Source organism: Kitasatospora sp. NBC_00315, from assembly GCF_041435095.1.
GTDB lineage: Bacteria > Actinomycetota > Actinomycetes > Streptomycetales > Streptomycetaceae > Kitasatospora.
The window spans coordinates 4,783,684-4,800,264 of the sequence record NZ_CP108025.1 but is presented as its reverse complement, the minus strand read 5'-3'; the positions used below and the strand labels follow the sequence as shown (position 1 = coordinate 4,800,264).

The 16,581-nt window shown below is 74.0% G+C and carries 16 protein-coding genes; 4 read left to right on the top strand and 12 right to left on the bottom strand.

What is annotated here, in order from left to right; translation table 11 throughout:
• Positions 1 to 303 precede the first annotated feature (303 nt).
• Positions 304 to 1,077, top strand: coding sequence for an ECF subfamily RNA polymerase sigma factor, BldN family (locus OG823_RS19740; protein ID WP_371484548.1), 774 nt, complete (start codon positions 304 to 306; stop codon positions 1,075 to 1,077).
• Between the two features lie 259 nt (positions 1,078 to 1,336).
• Positions 1,337 to 2,560 carry a DUF5667 domain-containing protein gene (locus OG823_RS19735; RefSeq protein ID WP_371480917.1) on the top strand — a complete coding sequence of 408 codons (1,224 nt, stop codon included), beginning with the start codon at positions 1,337 to 1,339 and terminating at the stop codon, positions 2,558 to 2,560.
• 121 nt (positions 2,561 to 2,681) lie between these two features.
• On the opposite strand, the gene OG823_RS19730 is transcribed toward OG823_RS19735, so the two are convergent.
• The 8 genes from OG823_RS19730 to proC form a co-directional block, all read right to left on the bottom strand.
• Positions 2,682 to 3,689: a lysophospholipid acyltransferase family protein gene (locus OG823_RS19730; protein WP_371480916.1), complete on the bottom strand. Its 1,008-nt coding sequence runs from the start codon at positions 3,687 to 3,689 to the stop codon at positions 2,682 to 2,684.
• Positions 3,690 to 3,696: 7 nt separating this feature from the next.
• On the bottom strand, positions 3,697 to 4,818 hold the full coding sequence (locus tag OG823_RS19725) for an NAD-dependent epimerase/dehydratase family protein (RefSeq protein ID WP_371480915.1): 1,122 nt from the start codon (positions 4,816 to 4,818) through the stop codon (positions 3,697 to 3,699).
• 265 nt (positions 4,819 to 5,083) lie between these two features.
• Positions 5,084 to 5,182 carry a 30S ribosomal protein bS22 gene (locus OG823_RS19720; RefSeq protein ID WP_003948845.1) on the bottom strand — a complete coding sequence of 33 codons (99 nt, stop codon included), beginning with the start codon at positions 5,180 to 5,182 and terminating at the stop codon, positions 5,084 to 5,086.
• Between the two features lie 189 nt (positions 5,183 to 5,371).
• Entirely contained in the window at positions 5,372 to 5,581 is a 210-nt protein-coding gene (locus tag OG823_RS19715; protein WP_063351305.1) for a helix-turn-helix domain-containing protein, read from the bottom strand.
• 469 nt (positions 5,582 to 6,050) lie between these two features.
• Positions 6,051 to 7,247, bottom strand: a complete 1,197-nt coding sequence (locus tag OG823_RS19710; protein WP_371480914.1) for an acetoin utilization protein AcuC — start codon at positions 7,245 to 7,247, stop codon at positions 6,051 to 6,053.
• Between the two features lie 57 nt (positions 7,248 to 7,304).
• The gene (locus OG823_RS19705) at positions 7,305 to 8,501 is read right to left on the bottom strand and encodes an MFS transporter (protein ID WP_371480913.1); all 1,197 of its coding nucleotides are present in this window, start codon (positions 8,499 to 8,501) and stop codon (positions 7,305 to 7,307) included.
• Between the two features lie 199 nt (positions 8,502 to 8,700).
• The gene (locus OG823_RS19700) at positions 8,701 to 9,348 is read right to left on the bottom strand and encodes an HAD family hydrolase (RefSeq protein WP_371480912.1); all 648 of its coding nucleotides are present in this window, start codon (positions 9,346 to 9,348) and stop codon (positions 8,701 to 8,703) included.
• A 9-nt stretch (positions 9,349 to 9,357) separates the two neighbouring features.
• On the bottom strand, positions 9,358 to 10,185 hold the full coding sequence (gene proC, locus OG823_RS19695) for a pyrroline-5-carboxylate reductase (RefSeq protein ID WP_371480911.1): 828 nt from the start codon (positions 10,183 to 10,185) through the stop codon (positions 9,358 to 9,360).
• 188 nt (positions 10,186 to 10,373) lie between these two features.
• On the opposite strand from proC, the gene OG823_RS19690 reads away from it, so the two are divergent.
• Both OG823_RS19690 and OG823_RS19685 read left to right on the top strand, forming a co-directional pair.
• Entirely contained in the window at positions 10,374 to 10,823 is a 450-nt protein-coding gene (locus tag OG823_RS19690; protein WP_371480910.1) for a hypothetical protein, read from the top strand.
• Positions 10,824 to 10,904: 81 nt separating this feature from the next.
• A complete protein-coding gene (locus tag OG823_RS19685) occupies positions 10,905 to 12,227 on the top strand; it encodes a hypothetical protein (RefSeq protein WP_371480909.1) in 1,323 nt (440 codons plus the stop codon).
• 18 nt (positions 12,228 to 12,245) lie between these two features.
• Here the strand turns inward: OG823_RS19685 and OG823_RS19680 are convergent, their stop codons facing one another.
• The 4 genes from OG823_RS19680 to OG823_RS19665 form a co-directional block, all read right to left on the bottom strand.
• The gene (locus OG823_RS19680) at positions 12,246 to 12,776 is read right to left on the bottom strand and encodes a hypothetical protein (RefSeq protein ID WP_371480908.1); all 531 of its coding nucleotides are present in this window, start codon (positions 12,774 to 12,776) and stop codon (positions 12,246 to 12,248) included.
• A gap of 81 nt (positions 12,777 to 12,857) precedes the next feature.
• Positions 12,858 to 14,702 (bottom strand): dihydroxy-acid dehydratase, encoded by a 1,845-nt coding sequence (ilvD, locus tag OG823_RS19675; RefSeq protein ID WP_371480907.1) that lies wholly within the window; start codon positions 14,700 to 14,702, stop codon positions 12,858 to 12,860.
• A gap of 153 nt (positions 14,703 to 14,855) precedes the next feature.
• Positions 14,856 to 15,620 carry a class I SAM-dependent methyltransferase gene (locus OG823_RS19670; RefSeq protein ID WP_371480906.1) on the bottom strand — a complete coding sequence of 255 codons (765 nt, stop codon included), beginning with the start codon at positions 15,618 to 15,620 and terminating at the stop codon, positions 14,856 to 14,858.
• A gap of 19 nt (positions 15,621 to 15,639) precedes the next feature.
• Positions 15,640 to 16,443 (bottom strand): sugar phosphate isomerase/epimerase family protein, encoded by an 804-nt coding sequence (locus OG823_RS19665; RefSeq protein WP_371484546.1) that lies wholly within the window; start codon positions 16,441 to 16,443, stop codon positions 15,640 to 15,642.
• Between the last annotated feature and the right edge of the window lie 138 nt (positions 16,444 to 16,581).

Here is a 16,581-nt window from a genome sequence, read left to right as displayed (position 1 = left end):
ACCACTTCGGCAACAGGGTGTAGCTGTCATTGCACAAAGCGTTATTCTCTCCTGGATGCACGCCACCCCGTCCGCCCCTCGTGACCGGGGCCGGGGTCGTGCTCTCCGCGCAGGCGGAGGTGATCCGTCCACAGTTCTGCCTCTGGGAGTCCCGTGTACCCACCCGTCCGGAACGACGCGCCTGCTCCCACCCGCCCGTCGCCCGCGCCCCTGCGCTCCCGCAGCGCCCGGGTCCGACAGGCCTCCGACCGGCAGATCTCCACCGGCCTGGAACTGCTGCGCACGCTGCTGCACAGCCAGCTCCTGCCGGCTCCGCGGCTGGTGCCCGCCGGGGGCGCGTTCGCCGTCGGCCACCCGCACCCTCCCGGGGCCGCCCTGCGCTCCACCGCCGCCAGCGGCACCACGAGCGGCGGCGCGGCGGGCGCCGGCCCGGCCGGGAGCGCGAGCGGCACCGAGGCCGGCCCCCGGGCCCGCCCGGCCGGCGGGCGGGGCCGGGCGCGGACGGCCCCGAGCCCCGGCTTCGAGACCGAGCACAACCCGATCATGGAGCTGGTCGAACGGGCCCAGGCCGGCGAGAGCGAGGCCTTCGGGCGCCTGTACGACCACTACGCGGACACCGTGTACCGCTACATCTACTACCGGGTCGGCAGCAAGGCCACCGCCGAGGACCTCACCAGCGAGACCTTCCTGCGCGCCCTGCGCCGGATCGGCACCTTCACCTGGCAGGGGCGCGACTTCGGCGCCTGGCTGGTGACCATCGCCCGCAACCTGGTGGCCGACCACTTCAAGTCCAGCCGGTTCCGGCTGGAGGTCACCACCGGCGAGATGCTCGACTCCAACGAGTGCGAGCGCAGCCCCGAGGACTCGGTGCTGGAGCGGCTCTCCAACGCCGCGCTGCTGGAGGCGGTCGGCCGGCTCAACCCGCAGCAGCAGGAGTGCGTGACGCTGCGCTTCCTGCAGGGGCTCTCGGTCGCCGAGACGGCCCGGATCATGGGAAAGAACGAGGGCGCCATCAAGACGCTGCAGTACCGCGCGGTGCGGACCCTGGCCCGACTGCTGCCCCCCGACGCTCGGTGAGCGGCAGAACGACGCCCCGCCGGATATCCGACGGGCCGTCATCGACGCTGCCCCGCCGACACGTGCGGGTGAACGGTCGGTCCGATGATCAGTCGTGCGTAACCGACGGCCCGCACCACTCGTTGGCCAGGGTGCAAGCCTCCACCAGGCATACGGTCAAGCCGGATCGCGACCTATCACCCGATGGAGTGGCTTTGGCCCGCCGAGGCAACCGTCCGGCCGGCCGGGGTGTCGACAACGACGAAGGGAGGTGCGGCCCGTGACGGCAAACGTGCTCGAGCACCGGCGGGCGAAGGCCTTCGCCGAGGCGCTGGAGGCCCACCAGGCAGAACACCGGGGCGGTACGCGGCCCACCGACGGACCCGCCGGCCGCGGGGACGCGATGGCCGGTCTGCTCGGCATGGCCGACTCGCTCGGCGCGATGCCGGGTCCCGAGCTGGACCACGAGGTCCGATCGGTCCAACGCGCTCAGCTGATGGCGGCGTTCGAGCAGGCTTTCAGCGGCAGAGGGGCCGGCCTCACGGTTCCCAGGCAACGCGGCGGTCGGGCCCACCGGGCCGTACCGCGCGGGCGCTGGAGCCGCCGGTTCGCGATCGGCGGCCTGGTCGCGGGCATCGCCGTCGGCAGCTTCGCCGGTGTCGCCGCCGCGAGCGCGGGCGCCCTCCCCGGGGACAGCCTGTACGGGATGAAGCGCGGCCTGGAGGGCCTTCAGCTGGATCTGGCGGGCTCCGACAGCGAGCGTGGCGCCCTGCTGCTGGACCAGGCCTCCAACCGGCTCGGCGAGGCCCAGGGCCTGATGGGGCGGGGCGGTTCGCCGACCGCGCTCAGCCCGGACACGGTCGAGCAGGTCCGCCGGGCGCTGGACGACATGCACGCCGAGGCCATCAAGGGCCGTGACCTGCTGCGCTCGGTCTACCGCAGCAACGGCTCGCTGGATCCGATGCGCAGGCTGGCCGGGTTCGCCGCGGGCGAGGACGGCCGCTGGACGGAGCTCCAGGGCCGGCTGCCCGTCCAGCTCACCCAGGAGGCGGGCCGGGTCGACCGGCTGTTCGACGACATAAGCGAGGACGTCGCGCCCCTGCGCCTGACCCAGCAGCCCGGCCAGGGCGGCGGATCCGGCTCGGGGACGAGCGGCGACCGGACGCAGAGCACGGCCGCCGAGAGCGACCCCGGCTCCGGCCCGGCCACGAGCGGCGGCGGCCCGGCCGGTGCTCCGGGCCGGTCCCCCTCGGCCGGCGGCGGCGCGAGCGGCGGCACCACTCCGAGCGCCACGCCGGGCAACCCGCCGGCCGCGGTCGGCGGCCTGGTCGACGGGCTGGCCAACGGCATCGCCGGGGCCCAGCCCTCGCCGAGCGCGGACGCCACCGCGGGCGGGGCGACGACCGCGCCGTCCGGGGCACCGAGCGCGGGGGCCGGCAGCCAGCCGGGCCTCGACATCCCGCCGCTGATCCCCGGCCTGCTGCCCGGCCTGAAGCTGGGCTGACGCCCGTCGTCACGGCCGTGGGCCCGGGCATCGCCCGGGCCCACGGCCGTTTCCGGTCCCGGGAGAAGCCGGTCCCGCAAGAAGCCGGTCCCGGGAGAAGCCGTCCCGGGAGCAGCCGGGCTCAGAAGAAGACCGAGCGGCGCTGCACCAGCAGCTGGTAGAGCGTGTGCTGGATGGTCTCGCGGACCTCGTCGGTCAGGTCGAAGACCAGCATCGGGTCGTCGGCCGCCTCCGGCGGGTGGCTGTCGGTCGCGATCGGCTCGCCGAACTGGATCGTCCACTTGGTCGGCAGCGGGATCGCCCCCAGCGGCCCGAGCCAGGGAAAGGTCGGCGTGATCGGTACGTACGGCAGGCCCAGCAGCCGGGCCAGCGTCTTGGCGTTGCCGATCATCGGGTAGGTCTCCTCGGCCCCGACGATCGAGCAGGGCACGATCGGCACCCGGGCCCGGAGCGCGGACGCCACGAACCCGCCGCGTCCGAACCGCTGGAGCTTGTAGCGGTCGGCGAACGGCTTGCCGATGCCCTTGAAGCCCTCCGGCCAGACGCCCACCACCTCGCCGCGCTCCAGCAGCGCCTGGGCGTCCTCGTTGCAGGCCAGGGTGTGCCCGGCCTTGCGGGCCACCTCGTTGACGCCGGGCAGTACGAAGACCAGGTCGGCGGCGAGCATCCGCAGGTGGCGCCGCTGCGGGTGGTGGTCGTGGATCGCGACCTGGGTCATCAGCGCGTCCAGCGGGATCGTCCCCGAGTGGTTGGCGACGATCAGCACCCCGCCCTCGGCCGGGATGTTCTCGATCCCGCGCACCTCCACCCGGAAGTACTTGTCCGCGAGCGGCCGCAGCAGGGAGAGGAACACCGCCTCGGTCAGCTCCCGGTCGAAGCCGAACTCGTCGACCTCGTAGTCACCGGTGATCCGGCGGCGCAGGAAGGACAGGCCGCCCGCCGCCCGGTCCTCCCAGCCCTTGCCGAACAGCCGGGTGGCGGCCGGGCCCAGCCGGCCCGCCAGCGCGCCGCCGACGGCGTCGGCGAGGCGGTCGGCGAGCGCCGGCCCGGTGTCCTCGCTCCAGCTCGGCGCGGACTCGATCGGGATGACCTTGGCCTCGCCCGTCACGTACTCCCTCGCGGCACTCATCGCGGGTTCAGCTCCTGTGGGTCGGGTGTGTCGGGTGGGTCGGCCGGCCGGATCGGGCCGGGTACGGCACGGCCGTGTCCTGCGACCCGAGCAGACCGGCGAGCCGGTCGGTCACGGCGGTGAGGCGCTCGGGCGGCAGCAGACCGGTCCGCTGGGCGGCGGCGAAGTCGCCGAACGCCTCCGCCGTGGTGAACCGCGGCTGGTACCCGAAGGTTTCGCGCAACTGGGTGGTGTCGACCACCCGGCCGTGCGTCAGCAGCCGCAGCTGCTCCGGCGAGAAGTCCGCGAGCCTGGTCTGCCGCACGAGCCCGGCGACCCAGCCGATCACCGGCTGGAGCATCGGCACGGTGGGCCGGCCGAGCCGGCGGGCGCACTGCGAGAGCAGCAGGACGCCCTCCCCCGCCACGTTGAACGTCCCGACGTTGTTGGTGCCCCTGACCGGCTCCACGGCGGCCCGGCAAAGCACCTCGATCGCGTCGTCCTCGTGGACGAACTGCAGCCGCGGGTCGTGGCCCAGCACGGTGGGCAGCACCGGCAGCGCGAAGTACTCGCAGAGCGGGGTGTCACCCACCGGGCCGACGATGTTGGCGAACCGCAGCACGCTCACCGCGACGTCCGGGCGGCGCCGGGCGAACCCCCGGACGTACCCCTCGACCTCGGCCGCGTCCTTGGCGAAGCCGCCGCTCGGCAGGTTCTTGGGCTGCATCCGCTCGCCGAAGACGGCGGGGTCGCGGGGCGCGGAGCCGTACACGCCGGTGGTCGACTTCACCACCAGGCGGCGCAGCCCGGGCGCCTTCTGGCAGGCACCCAGCAGCTGCATGGTGCCGATGACGTTCGACTCCTTGACGGCGCTGCGGCCGGCCCGCCCCGGACCGGTCGCGCTGACGTTGAGATGCACCACCGTGTCGACCTGGTACTCGGCGATCACCCGGGCGACCGCCGGACGCCGCAGGTCCAGTCGCTCGAAGCGGTGGTCGGCCGCCCGTCCGGGCGGATCGACCACCGGGTCACGGGGTGGCTGCACGTCGACGCCGACCACCAGGTCGACGTCGGGACGCCGACGGATCTCCGCGACGAAGCGGGCACCGAGATGCCGTGCCACGCCGGTGACGAGCACGACCTTGCCCACGCTGACTGCACCCTCCTCGGCCGGATGCGTCCGGCCTCACACCGCCCTACCTGCGTGCACCGTACCGCGCCCGCGTTGCGGACGAGTGTCCCGGCACACGCGCAATCGCCGCCGCCTCGAAGCAGGGTCCGCCGCGGGGCGGTGACGCCTGCCGCGCGTCGGCACCGGCCCGGGCACCGGAGCGCCCCGGAAACGGCACTGCCCGCCCCGGCCGAGGCCGGGACGGGCAGGAAAGCACCAGGCACGCAGAGCGCAGCCGTAGGGCTTACTTCTTGTTGCGACGCTGAACGCGAGTGCGCTTGAGAAGCTTGCGGTGCTTCTTCTTGGCCATACGCTTGCGACGCTTCTTGATGACAGAGCCCACGGAACAACCCTCGCTCACTGAGACTCTCGTCCGTGTGAGACGGAGTCCATACGACTGACGGAGGCCCTAGCCTACCTTCCGTACGCCCTGCGCCGTAATCGTGCTCCCGAGTGCCGGGAAACTCGCGGGAAATCTGCGGCGAACGGGCGCGGGACCCGCTGGCTACGGGCCCGCCCCCACCGTTGCGCGCTACGCGCTCTCGAGCCGCACGTAGGACTCCTTGAGGTACTCGTGGACCGCCTGCTGGGGGACCCGGAAGGAACGGCCGACCCGGATGGCCGGCAGTTCTCCGCTGTGCACCAACCGGTACACCGTCATCTTGGACACCCGCATGACCGAGGCAACCTCCGCCACGGTCAGGAAGACGACCTCCTGCAGGGGGCGTTCGCCGGAACTCATGACCTCACCCGACCCTTACCCGTGTGCAAGGCACCGGCTTCCCCTCCGGTGACTCCACCGGCACACGTGTATCCCCAGAGTAGTTAAGGGTGGTACCAGTGGGAAGAGGGGGGAGCCCTCCGCTCGTACGGTGCGAGATCCGCCCGTTGCAGTACGTAGTCACTCGGCGGTCTGTCGCAGCCGGGCCGCGCGGACGTGCCGTCCGGTGGTACACGGAGGGGCCTTGCCGCGTGCGGATTCGCTGACTCCGGTGCCCGATCCGGGCGCTCGGGGGCCGTCGTGGAGCACGGGGGCCGGGGCCCGCCGGATCAGGAGGAGTCCGCCGCGCCGGCCCGGTCGCGGCGGAGGGGCGCACGGAAGCACGCACCGCGCACGAACGACGGCCCGGCGCAGTCGCCCCGGCGCACGGCCCGTGCGCGCCCGCGGGGCGCCGCCCCGTGCGCAGGCCCGGGCGCACGCCCGGGCCGGGTCACGGCAGCAGGCCGTGGTGCGGGAACACCGCCTTGCGGGCGGCCAGGATCGCCTGGTCGAGGCGGTCGGCCGGGTCGTACCCGTCGTCGAAGTCGCGCCAGCCGGCGGCGGCGCCGTCGGTCATCCGCAGCGGGCCCTGCCGGCGGGTCCGGCGGTAGACCTCCTCGCGCCACTGCGGCGGGGTCTCGGTGGCCGGGTCGACCGGGCGGCCGGCGGCGGTGGCCACCAGGTGGGTCCAGGCCCGGGGGACGACGTCCACCACCGCGTACCCGCCGCCGCCGAGGGCGATCCAGCGGCCGTCGGCGTGCCGGTGGGCCAGCTCGTGCAGCTGCTCGGCGACGTGCCGCTGGGCGTCCAGGCTGACGGCGAGGTGGGCGAGCGGGTCCTCGACGTGGGTGTCCGCGCCGTGCTGGGTCACCAGCACCTGCGGGCGGAACGCCGCCAGCAGGTCGGGCACCAGCGCGTGGAAGGCGCGCAGCCAGCCGGCGTCGCCGGTGCCGGCCGGCACCGGCAGGTTGGCGGCGCTGCCGGGGGCGCCCGGACCGCCGGTCTCACTGGACCAGCCGGTCTGCGGGAAGAGCGTGGCGGGGTGCTCGTGCACGGAGACGGTGAGCACCCGGGGGTCGTCCCAGAACGCCTGCTGGACGCCGTCCCCGTGGTGCACGTCCACGTCCACGTACGCGACCCGCTCGGCGCCGAGTTCGAGCAGCCGGGCGACGGCGAGCGCGGCGTCGTTGTAGACGCAGAAGCCGGACGCCTGGCCGGGCATCGCGTGGTGCAGCCCGCCGGCGAAGTTCACCGCGTGCGGGGTCTCGGCGCGCCAGACCGCCTCGGCCGCCGCCACCGACTGCCCGGCGATCAGCGCGGAGGCCGTGTGCAGGGCCGGGAAGGACCAGTTGTCGTCGGTGCCCAGACCGTGCCGGGGGTCGCACTCCCCGGGGTGGGCCGCCGCGTGCTTCACCGCCGCGACGTACTCCCGGGTGTGCACCAGCCCGAGCGTGGAGTCCCCGGCCGCCGGCGCGGCCCGGACGGTGACGCCCGGGCCGGTGGCCAGCCCGAGCGACTCCGCGAGGCGCATGGTGAGCGCGAGGCGGGTCGGGTCCATCGGGTGGCCGGGGCCGAAGTCGTAGCTCGTGACGGCCTCGTCCCAGAAGAGGTGCAGGCCGCAGGGGGTGTCACGCTCGACGTCGGGCATGGCCTCCACGGTAGTGGGTGGGGCCCGGCGGCCGCCGCGACGGGTCCGCCGGCCCGCTCAGGGCACCTCGACCGACGGCCGGACGGCCACCGGCGCCGGTGCGAAGTGGCCGGCCAGCGGGATCACCGCCAGCACCAGCACCATCGGCGCGAGCAGCGCCCAGCGGTAGGAACTGGCGTCGGCGATCGCACCGACCAGCGGGGAGCCGATCAGGAAGCCGACGTAGTTGAAGAGGTTGAGCCGGGCCACCGCCGCGTCCGAGTCGTCCGGGAAGAGGCGGCCGCCCGCCGCGAAGACCTGCGGGATGATCGCGCAGATCCCGAACCCGAGGACGGTGAAGGCGGCGATGCCCGCCCAGGCGCCGGGCGCGGCGGCGGCCAGGGCGAAGCCGAGGGCCGCCAGCGCCGCCCCGAGGCGGACCACCGGGACGGCGCCCCAGCGCTGCACCACGCGGTCCCCCAGGGTGCGGCCGAGCAGCATCGCGACCATGTAGCCGAGGTAGGAGAGCTTGGCCACGTCGTTCGGGCTGCCCAGCCCGTCGGCGAGGTACTTGACGCTGTAGTTGGAGACCGAGGCGTCCGCGATGTAGGCGACCGCCATCGCCAGGCAGAGCGGCAGCAGCGGGCGCCACGGGATCGAGCGGGCGGCGGCCTCGCCGGCCTCCCGGACGGCGTCGCCGAGTTCGGCCCGCCCTGCGAACCGGGTGCCGGCCAGCAGGGCCAGCGGGATCAGCACGGCGGCGGCGCCGCCGAAGAGGGCGGGCAGGCCGAGACCGTAGTGCGAGCCGATGCCCGCGACCGCCGCGCCGAGGATGCCGCCCAGGCTGAAGGCGGCGTGGAAGCCGAGCATGATCGAGCGCCCGTAGCGGAGCTGCAGGCCGACCCCGAGCATGTTCATGCTGGCGTCCAGCGCGCCGACCAGCAGGCCGAACGCGCCGAGTGCGAGGGCGAGCTGCCAGAGCGTGCCGCCCAGGCCGACGGCGGCCAGGGTGAGACAGAGCAGCGGCTGGACGACCCGCAGGACGGCGCGGGCGCTGGTCCGCTCGGCCAGCCCCTCCGAGGCGATCGAGCCGACCCCCGCCAGGATCGGCACGGCGGCGAGGAACACCGGCAGCAGGCCGTCGCTGAGCCCGTACCGGTCCTGGATCTCGGGGATGCAGGTGACCAGCAGCGCGAAGGTGGCGCCCTGGAGGAGGAAGCTCACGGCCAGGGCCGCGCGGGCCCGGCGCAGCCGGTCCGGTACGTCGGTGCTCATGCGGGTCCTCGCTACTGACCGGTATGTCGATGTTGGCGAGAGCGTAGGCGGTGCGGCGGGTTTTGGGGAGGGGTCCGGGCCCGCGATCACGGCGGCCCGCGGGCGTCCCGTTCTCCTCGCGGGCGGCGTGGTGTCCCCGCAGGTGGCGCGGCGCGGCGGGCGGGCGACGGCGGTGCGCCGCCCGCCCGCCGCGGCAGCCTCAGAGCAGGGCGCCGACCTGGGACAGCCCGGAGATCAGCCCGGTGGCCCCGGCCGCGGCGAGCTTCGCCGGGTCGGTGAGCGCGGTGTGCCCGTACACGTCCATACCGGCGGCGCGGGCCGCCAGGACGCCGTTGACGCTGTCCTCGACCACCAGGCAGCGGCTCGGGTCGACCCCCAGGGTGCGGGCCGCGTGCAGGAAGAGGTCGGGAGCCGGCTTGCCGACCCCGACGTCCTGGGCGCTGAAGATCCGGTCCTCGTCGAAGTACCCGCGCAGCCCGGTCAGGCCGAGGGCGGTGCGGATCCACTCGTGGTGGGCGGAGGACGCCAGGCAGTACGGCACGGAGCGCTGCCGGAGGTCCTTCAGCAGCTGCTCCGCGCCCCGGACGGCGGTGAGTTCGGTCTCGAAGGCCCCGAAGACCCGGGCGTGGAACAGCTCGTCGAAACCCTCGGGCAGGGTCGCGCCGTGCCGCTCGCCGATCACGTCGTGCACCCGGTGGGCGGCCGTGCCCATGAAGTCCCGGTAGGAGTCCTCGACCGTGGTCGGGAAGCCCAGTTCGGTCAGGTACTCGGCCAGCAGCCGGTTCGCGATCGGCTCGCTGTCCACGAGCACACCGTCATTGTCGAAGATCACCAGGTCGTAGCTCACCCGGTCAGGCTACTTGCCGCCCGAGGCCAGCTCGCGGGAGCGGTCGCGGGCCGCCTCCAGGGCGCCGAGCAGCGCCGCGCGCACTCCGTGGTTCTCCAGCTCGCGGATCGCGGCGATGGTGGTGCCGGCCGGCGAGGTGACCGCCTCGCGGAGCTTGACCGGGTGCTCGCCGGAGTCGCGCAGCATGACCGAGGCACCGATCGCGGACTGCACGATCAGGTCGTGGGCGACGTGCCGGGGCAGGCCGAGCAGGATGCCCGCGTCCGTCATCGCCTCGACCAGGAAGTAGAAGTACGCCGGGCCCGAACCCGAGAGCGCGGTGGCCGCGTCCTGCTGGGCCTCGGGCAGCCGCAGCGCCTTGCCGACCGAACGGAAGATCTCCTCGGCCCGCTCCAGGTGCGCCTCGGTGGCGTGCGAGCCGCCCGAGATCACGGACATGCCCTCGTCCACCAGTACGGGCGTGTTGGGCATCACCCGGACCACCGGGGTGCCCACCGCGAGGCGGGCCTCGAACCAGCGGGTGGGGATTCCGGCCGCCGCCGAGATGACCAGCCGGTCGGTGCCGACGTGCGGGCCGAGCTCCTCCAGCAGGGTGCCCATGTCCTGCGGCTTCACCGCGAGGATCAGGGTGTCGGCGAGTTCGGCCGCCTCGGCGTTGGTGACCACGCCGACGCCGTACCGGGCGACGAGTTCGGCGGCGCGCTCCGGGCGACGGGCCGTCACCAGGACGTCCGCCGGATCCTTGCCCGCACGCAGCAGACCGGAGAGCAGGGCCTCACCGATCTTTCCGGTGCCGAGGAAGGCGATCTTCTGTCCGCGTACTGCGCTGCTGCTCATGGCCGCTCCTTCGTACGGTGCTGCGGCCATCCTCGCACCGGCCCCGGGGCGGGCGGCCCGCGCGTCCAACCCGTGGGCAGGCCCGCGGGTCACGGGGCCGGCCGCCGACCGGCCCCCGACCGGGTCTCGGGGCAAACTCGGGGATGTCCCCTATGGCTTCCGCGCCGGCGTCGGAGCACCGTGGAGACATGGCACACGGAGATCTGTCCCGACGTGAGAACCAGCAGCTCGCCGTCGCCTCGGCGACGACGGGCCCGTGGAAGGCCGCCGCGGGGGTCGGCGCGGTGGTGGGCGCGGCCGCGCTCGGGGTCGAGGTCGTCACCGGCCAGTGGTCGCTGAGCATGCTGGCCGGCCCGGCCGGCTGGGCGCTGTTCTTCTTCTTCCTGGTCGGCACGGTGGGCGGCCGGCTGAGCCGGGAGACCGGTGACCGGCGGATCCGGCGCTGGGCCGCCGAACACCCCTGGCGGTCGGCGATGCCGGCGGCGGGGGCCCTGCTGGTGCTGAACACGCTCGCGCAGACCCTCCTCGGGGACGCGGGCCTGATCGGCGCCTTCCTCCTCTCGCTGCTGCCGGCCGGGCTCCTGCTGGCCGTCGCGGGCGTGGTCGGATCGGTCAAGGAGGCCCGCAAAAAGGGGTGATCCACCCGAAGCGCACACGGATTCACCACACGGTGCGCCCCCGGGTGACGGACCCTCGACGGCCGTCGGCATACTGACGCGATGCCGATAGCCGAAGATCCGGATCCGCGCCCGGCCGAGGGGTCCGCACCGATCGGGGAGGACCCGTTCGACAACCTCGTCCTGGACGAGGACTTCATCAAGGGCGCCACCGTCAAGGAGGCCGCCGGGCGGACCCGGATGCTCTCCGCCCGGTGGAAGCACCAGCCGCCGGTGGACCCGGGCGCCCGCCGCACCGTTCTCGACCCCGCACCGGCGCCGCGACGGCGGCTGCGGCTGGGCCGGCGGCCCCGGGCGGTGGACCCGTGGGGCAACCCCCGGCGCCGGCGCCGGGACTGGCGCGCCCCGCTGTTCGTGCTGCTGACCGTCGCGGTCCTGCTCGCCGCGCTCAACATCGACGGCCTGCGCGACTGGTACCACGGCGGGGGCGGGGGCGCGCCCGTCTCGGCGCCCTCGGTCGGCCCCGAGACCGCGCAGCCCGACAGCGCCCCGCCGACGCTCGCACCGCAGACCCCGACGGTGGACCACCCGTGGGCGGGCTCGCCGGCCGAGGGCTGGCCGGCCGGGGCGGACGCGATCGTGCTGCCGCCGGCGCAGGCGGTCGGAGTCTTCGACGCGGACCAGGTCGCGGCGCAGCTCAAGCTGGTGAAGGACTTCCTGGTGGCGGCGAACCTGGATCCGGCGGTGGTCGCGGGCGGGCGCCCGCAGGCCGCCCTGGACCTGCTCGACCGGGAGGAGCAGGACGGTGCGGTCAAGGCCCTGGACCACCCGGACCAGGCGAACGACGCCACCTACCTGTTCAGCCGCTTCGACCCGCGCGACGCGATCCCGATCGGCGACGTCCGGATCCAGAGCCGGATGAGCGTGGAGGGCGACGGCGAGAAGGGGGTGCTGATCCACACCGACGTCACCTTCGTGTACGCGTTGCGCCCCGGCCCGGACGCCGGCCGGCAACAGCCCGGGTCGAAGCCCTCCGCGAGCGGCCGGCCGGCCGCTCCGGAGAGCCCGAAGTCCGCGAACCCGGTGAGCTGGACGCTCACCCGGGCCGGTGACGCGGCGGGAGGCACCCAGACCGCCCGCACGATCGTGCGGCGGGCCGACACCTACCGCTTCTACAACCCGGCCCGCTACCGGGCGAACCCGAAGAAGCTCAACTTCTCCGAGTTCAAGAGCGACACCGGCAACAGCGCCTGCTTCGTCTACGACGGCTTCTTCCACCCGCAGTTCGACCAGTTCGCGCCGGAGACCCTGCCCGGCCTGGAGACGCCCGACGTGCCGGGGACGGATCCCTACGACCGGATCACTCCGCTGCCGGCGCCGGATCCGAGCGCCGCTCCGGCGTGCGGCACGGTCAGCCGCAGCTGACCGGGCAGCCGACGGGCGTCAGCCCCGCCGCCCCGCGCGCCGGCCGGCCGTGCCGGCGCCGGGCCGGCGGCTGCGGCCCGCCCGGCGCCGCTCGTGGCGGTCGACGGCCTGCTCGTGGCGGGCCCGCTTCACGGCCTCCCCCGGCGCCTCGACGAGGCTGCGGACGAAGTACGCGAGCAGGGCGCCGACCCCGCCGATGATCCAGACCGCGCCGAGCGACCTGTCCTCGGCCATCCAGCCGGTGAGCGCCTCCCTGCCCTCGCTCAGCAGCTTCCAGTTGCGCAGGGCCGCCAGGCAGGTGCAGACCGCGACGGCGGCGCCGAGCAGCCCGTCGACGAAGCCCCCGGCATCGGACATCCGCACGCCCTCGACGCCGTAGCGCAGCACCAGGGCGGCGGCTGCGGCGGCCAGCAGGGCGCCGGCCGGCACCAGCACCCGGCGCAGCCGGTAGCCGGGGCCGTGCTCGACCCAGCCGGTGCCGAACCAGCGGATCGCCTCCGGTTCGGGAGCGTCGTCGGGGCCTGGACTGGTGCTGGGGTCCGCGTTCACGGACCCGATTATCACCCGTTCCGGTGGAGCGACGCAGGAGCCGCCCCGGGACCGGGACGGCTCCTGCGGACGGCGGGTCGCTCAGCCGAGCCTGCTGACGTCCCGGACGGCGCCCTTGTCGGCCGAGGTGGCCATCGCGGCGTACGCCTTGAGGGCCTGGCTGACCTGGCGGTCGCGGTTCTTCGGCCGGTAGCCGCCCTCGGCCTCCAGCTTCAGGCGGCGCTCGTGCAGCTCCTCGAAGGAGACCTTCAGCTCGACCGTGCGGCCGGGGATGTCGATGGCGATGACGTCGCCGTCCTCGACCAGCGCGATGGTGCCGCCGGACGCCGCCTCGGGCGAGGCGTGGCCGATCGACAGACCGGAGGTGCCGCCGGAGAACCGGCCGTCGGTGATCAGCGCGCAGGCCTTGCCCAGGCCCCGGCCCTTGAGGAACGAGGTCGGGTAGAGCATCTCCTGCATGCCGGGGCCGCCCTTGGGGCCCTCGTAGCGGATGACGACGACGTCGCCCTCCTTGACCCGCTTGGTCAGGATCGCGTCGACCGCGTCCTCCTGGGACTCCAGCACCACGGCCGGCCCGCTGAAGGTCCAGATCGACTCGTCGACGCCGGCCGTCTTCACGATGCAGCCGTCCTCGGCGAGGTTGCCGTACAGCACGGCGAGTCCGCCCTCGACGGAGTACGCGTTCTCGACGCTGCGGATGCAGCCGTCCGCGGCGTCGGTGTCCAGCGTGTCCCAGCGCTCGGACTGCGAGAAGGCGGTGGCGGAGCGGACGCAGCCGGGGGCGGCGTGGAACAGCTCCACGGCCTCCGGGGAGGGCGAGCCGCCGCGGATGTCCCAGCCCTTCAGCCACTCGTCGAGCGAGCCGGAGTGCACGGTGTGCACGTCCTCGTTGAGCAGCCCGCCCCGGTAGAGCTCGCCGAGGATGGCGGGGACGCCGCCGGCCCGGTGGACGTCCTCCATGTAGTACTTGCCGTTGGGCGCGACCTTGGACAGGCACGGCACCCGGCGCGAGATGGCGTCGATGGCCCGCATGTCGAAGTCCACCTCGGCCTCCTGGGCCGCGGCGAGCAGGTGCAGGATCGTGTTGGTGGAGCCGCCCATCGCGATGTCGAGCGCCATGGCGTTCTCGAACGCGGCGCGGGTGGCGATGTTGCGCGGCAGGACGGAGTAGTCGTCCTGGTGGTAGTGGCGCTTGGTGATGTCGACGACGGTGCGGCCGGCGTCCTCGTACAGCGCCCTGCGGGCGGTGTGGGTGGCCAGCACCGAGCCGTTGGCGGGCAGCGAGAGGCCGATCGCCTCGGTGAGGCAGTTCATCGAGTTGGCGGTGAACATGCCCGAGCACGACCCGCAGGTCGGACAGGCGTTCTCCTCGATGATCGCGATGTCCGCGTCCGAGACGTTCTCGTTGACGGCGTCGGAGATCGCGTTGACCAGGTCGAGCTTGCGGACGGTGCCGTCGACCAGGACGGCCTGGCCGGCCTCCATCGGGCCGCCGGAGACGAAGACCGTCGGGATGTTGAGGCGCAGCGCGGCCATCAGCATGCCGGGAGTGATCTTGTCGCAGTTGGAGATGCAGATCAGCGCGTCCGCGCAGTGCGCGTTGACCATGTACTCGACCGAGTCGGCGATCAGGTCGCGCGAGGGGAGCGAGTACAGCATGCCCGCGTGGCCCATGGCGATGCCGTCGTCCACCGCGATGGTGTTGAACTCGCGGGGGATGCCGCCGGCGTCCTGGATGGCCTGGGAGACGATCCGGCCGACCGGCTGCAGGTGGGTGTGGCCCGGCACGAACTCGGTGAAGGAGTTGGCCACCGCGATGATCGGCTTGCCGAAGTCCTCGCGGGCCACACCGGCGGCCCGAAGGAGCGCGCGGGCGCCTGCCATGTTGCGACCGTGGGTGACCGTACGGGACTTCAGCTCGGGCACTGTGCTCCACTCCTTCGGAGGCTGCTGCGGCCGACTGCGCTGGTGGGAGGGTGCAGGGCCGCTGGTAGCTATCGAGCGTACGCCTCCGGTCCAGCGCGCGGACACCACGTCCGCGATGCGGTCAGCCCGGGTCGGTGGGTGGTCGGTCGCCGGTCAGCCGGGAGTGACGGCCACGGTGAGGCGCAGCACGTACGGCTCGGTGAGCAGCCCGTCCGGGAACTCGGCGAGCAGGGCCTCGCGCTCGACGGCCAGCACCTCGGCGCGCCGCTCGGGGGGCAGCACCGCCAGGTACGAGCGCGAGGTGAGGTCGGTGATCAGGTGGTCGACGGTGATCCGGCGCTCCCAGCGCAGCAGCGCGGTGCCGGTCCGCAGGCCGTACGGCTCCAGCAGGGCGTCGATGTCGTCGACCGCGCCGTACCCGGGGTTCCCCGGGAGCAGCTCGGCCAGCCGCGCGCCCATCGCGCCGACCCAGTCGACCGTGTGGTCCTTGACGTTCCACCAGGTGGCGAGCGCGCCGCCGGGGCGCAGCACCCGGATCGCCTCGGGGACCGAGCGCGCCGGGTCCGTCCAGTGGAAGGCCTGGGCGTAGGTGATCAGGTCGGCGGTGGCGTCGTGGAACGGCAGTTCGTCGCCGACGCCCTTGACGAGCGGCAGCTCCGGGCTGACGGCGCGCAGCCGGGCCGCCATGCCGGGGCTGGGCTCGACCGCCGTCACCCGGGCCCCGCGGGCGGCCAGCAGGCGGGTGGCGATCCCCGTCCCCGCGCCGACGTCGAGCACCTCGGCCCCGCGCAGCGGGCGGCCGGCGAGCCGCTCCAGCTCCTCGAAGAGCGCGTCCGGGTACGAGGGCCGGGCCGCGTCGTACTCGGCGGCGACCGCGCCGAACGAGGCGGCGTGGGCCTCCTGCTGAAGATCGGTCATGTCTCTCCCTCCCGTGCGCTCAGCGTACGCGCGCGGGGGTGGCCAGGTGCAGCCGGGTGAAGGCGAGTGCCTCGGCGAGGTCGGCCTCGCGTTCGGCGGGGGACGCCGAGCGGCGGGTGTTGACCTCCAGCACGACGTGGCCGTCGAAACCGGTCCTGGCCAGGTGCTCCAGCAGTTCCGCGCAGGGCTGGCCGCCCCGGCCGGGGATCAGGTGCTCGTCCTTGCCGGAGCCGGAGCCGTCGGCCAGGTGGATGTGGGCGAGCCGGTCGCCCATCCGCCGGACCATCTCCAGCGCGTCGATCCGGGAGGTGGAGGCGTGCGAGAGGTCGATGGTGAAGTGCCGGTACTCCTCCTCCGTGACGTCCCAGCCGGGGGCGTAGGCGAGCATCTCGCGGTCGCGGTAGCGCCAGGGGTACATGTTCTCGACGGCGAAGCGGACGTCGCTCTCACCGGCCATCCGCCCGATGCCCTCGACGAACTCGCGGGCGTACTGGCGCTGCCAGCGGAAGGGCGGGTGCACGACGACGGCGCTCGCGCCGAGCTTCTCGGCCGCCGACCGGGCGCGGACCAGCTTCGTCCAGGGATCGGTGGTCCAGACCCGCTGGGTGATCAGCAGGCAGGGCGCGTGGACGGCCAGGATCGGCATCCGGTGGGCGTCGGAGAGACGGCGCAGCGCCTCGATGTCCTGGCTGACCGGGTCGTTCCAGACCATCACCTCCACCCCGTCGTAGCCGAGCTTCTCGGCCAGTTCGAAGGCGACGGCGGTGGACTCGGGGTACACCGAGGCGGTGGAGAGGGCGACCTTCGTGTCGGGGATGTGCAGGCCGGGGTGCGGGGGCAGCACCAGGCGGTCGGTGGTGCGCAGCAGGGAGGCGGGCCGGGCGGCGGCCTTCTTCGCGGCCTTCGCCGCACCGACCGTCCGCACCGCGCGCTTGACGACGTCCTGGGCGGGCCTGCGCGG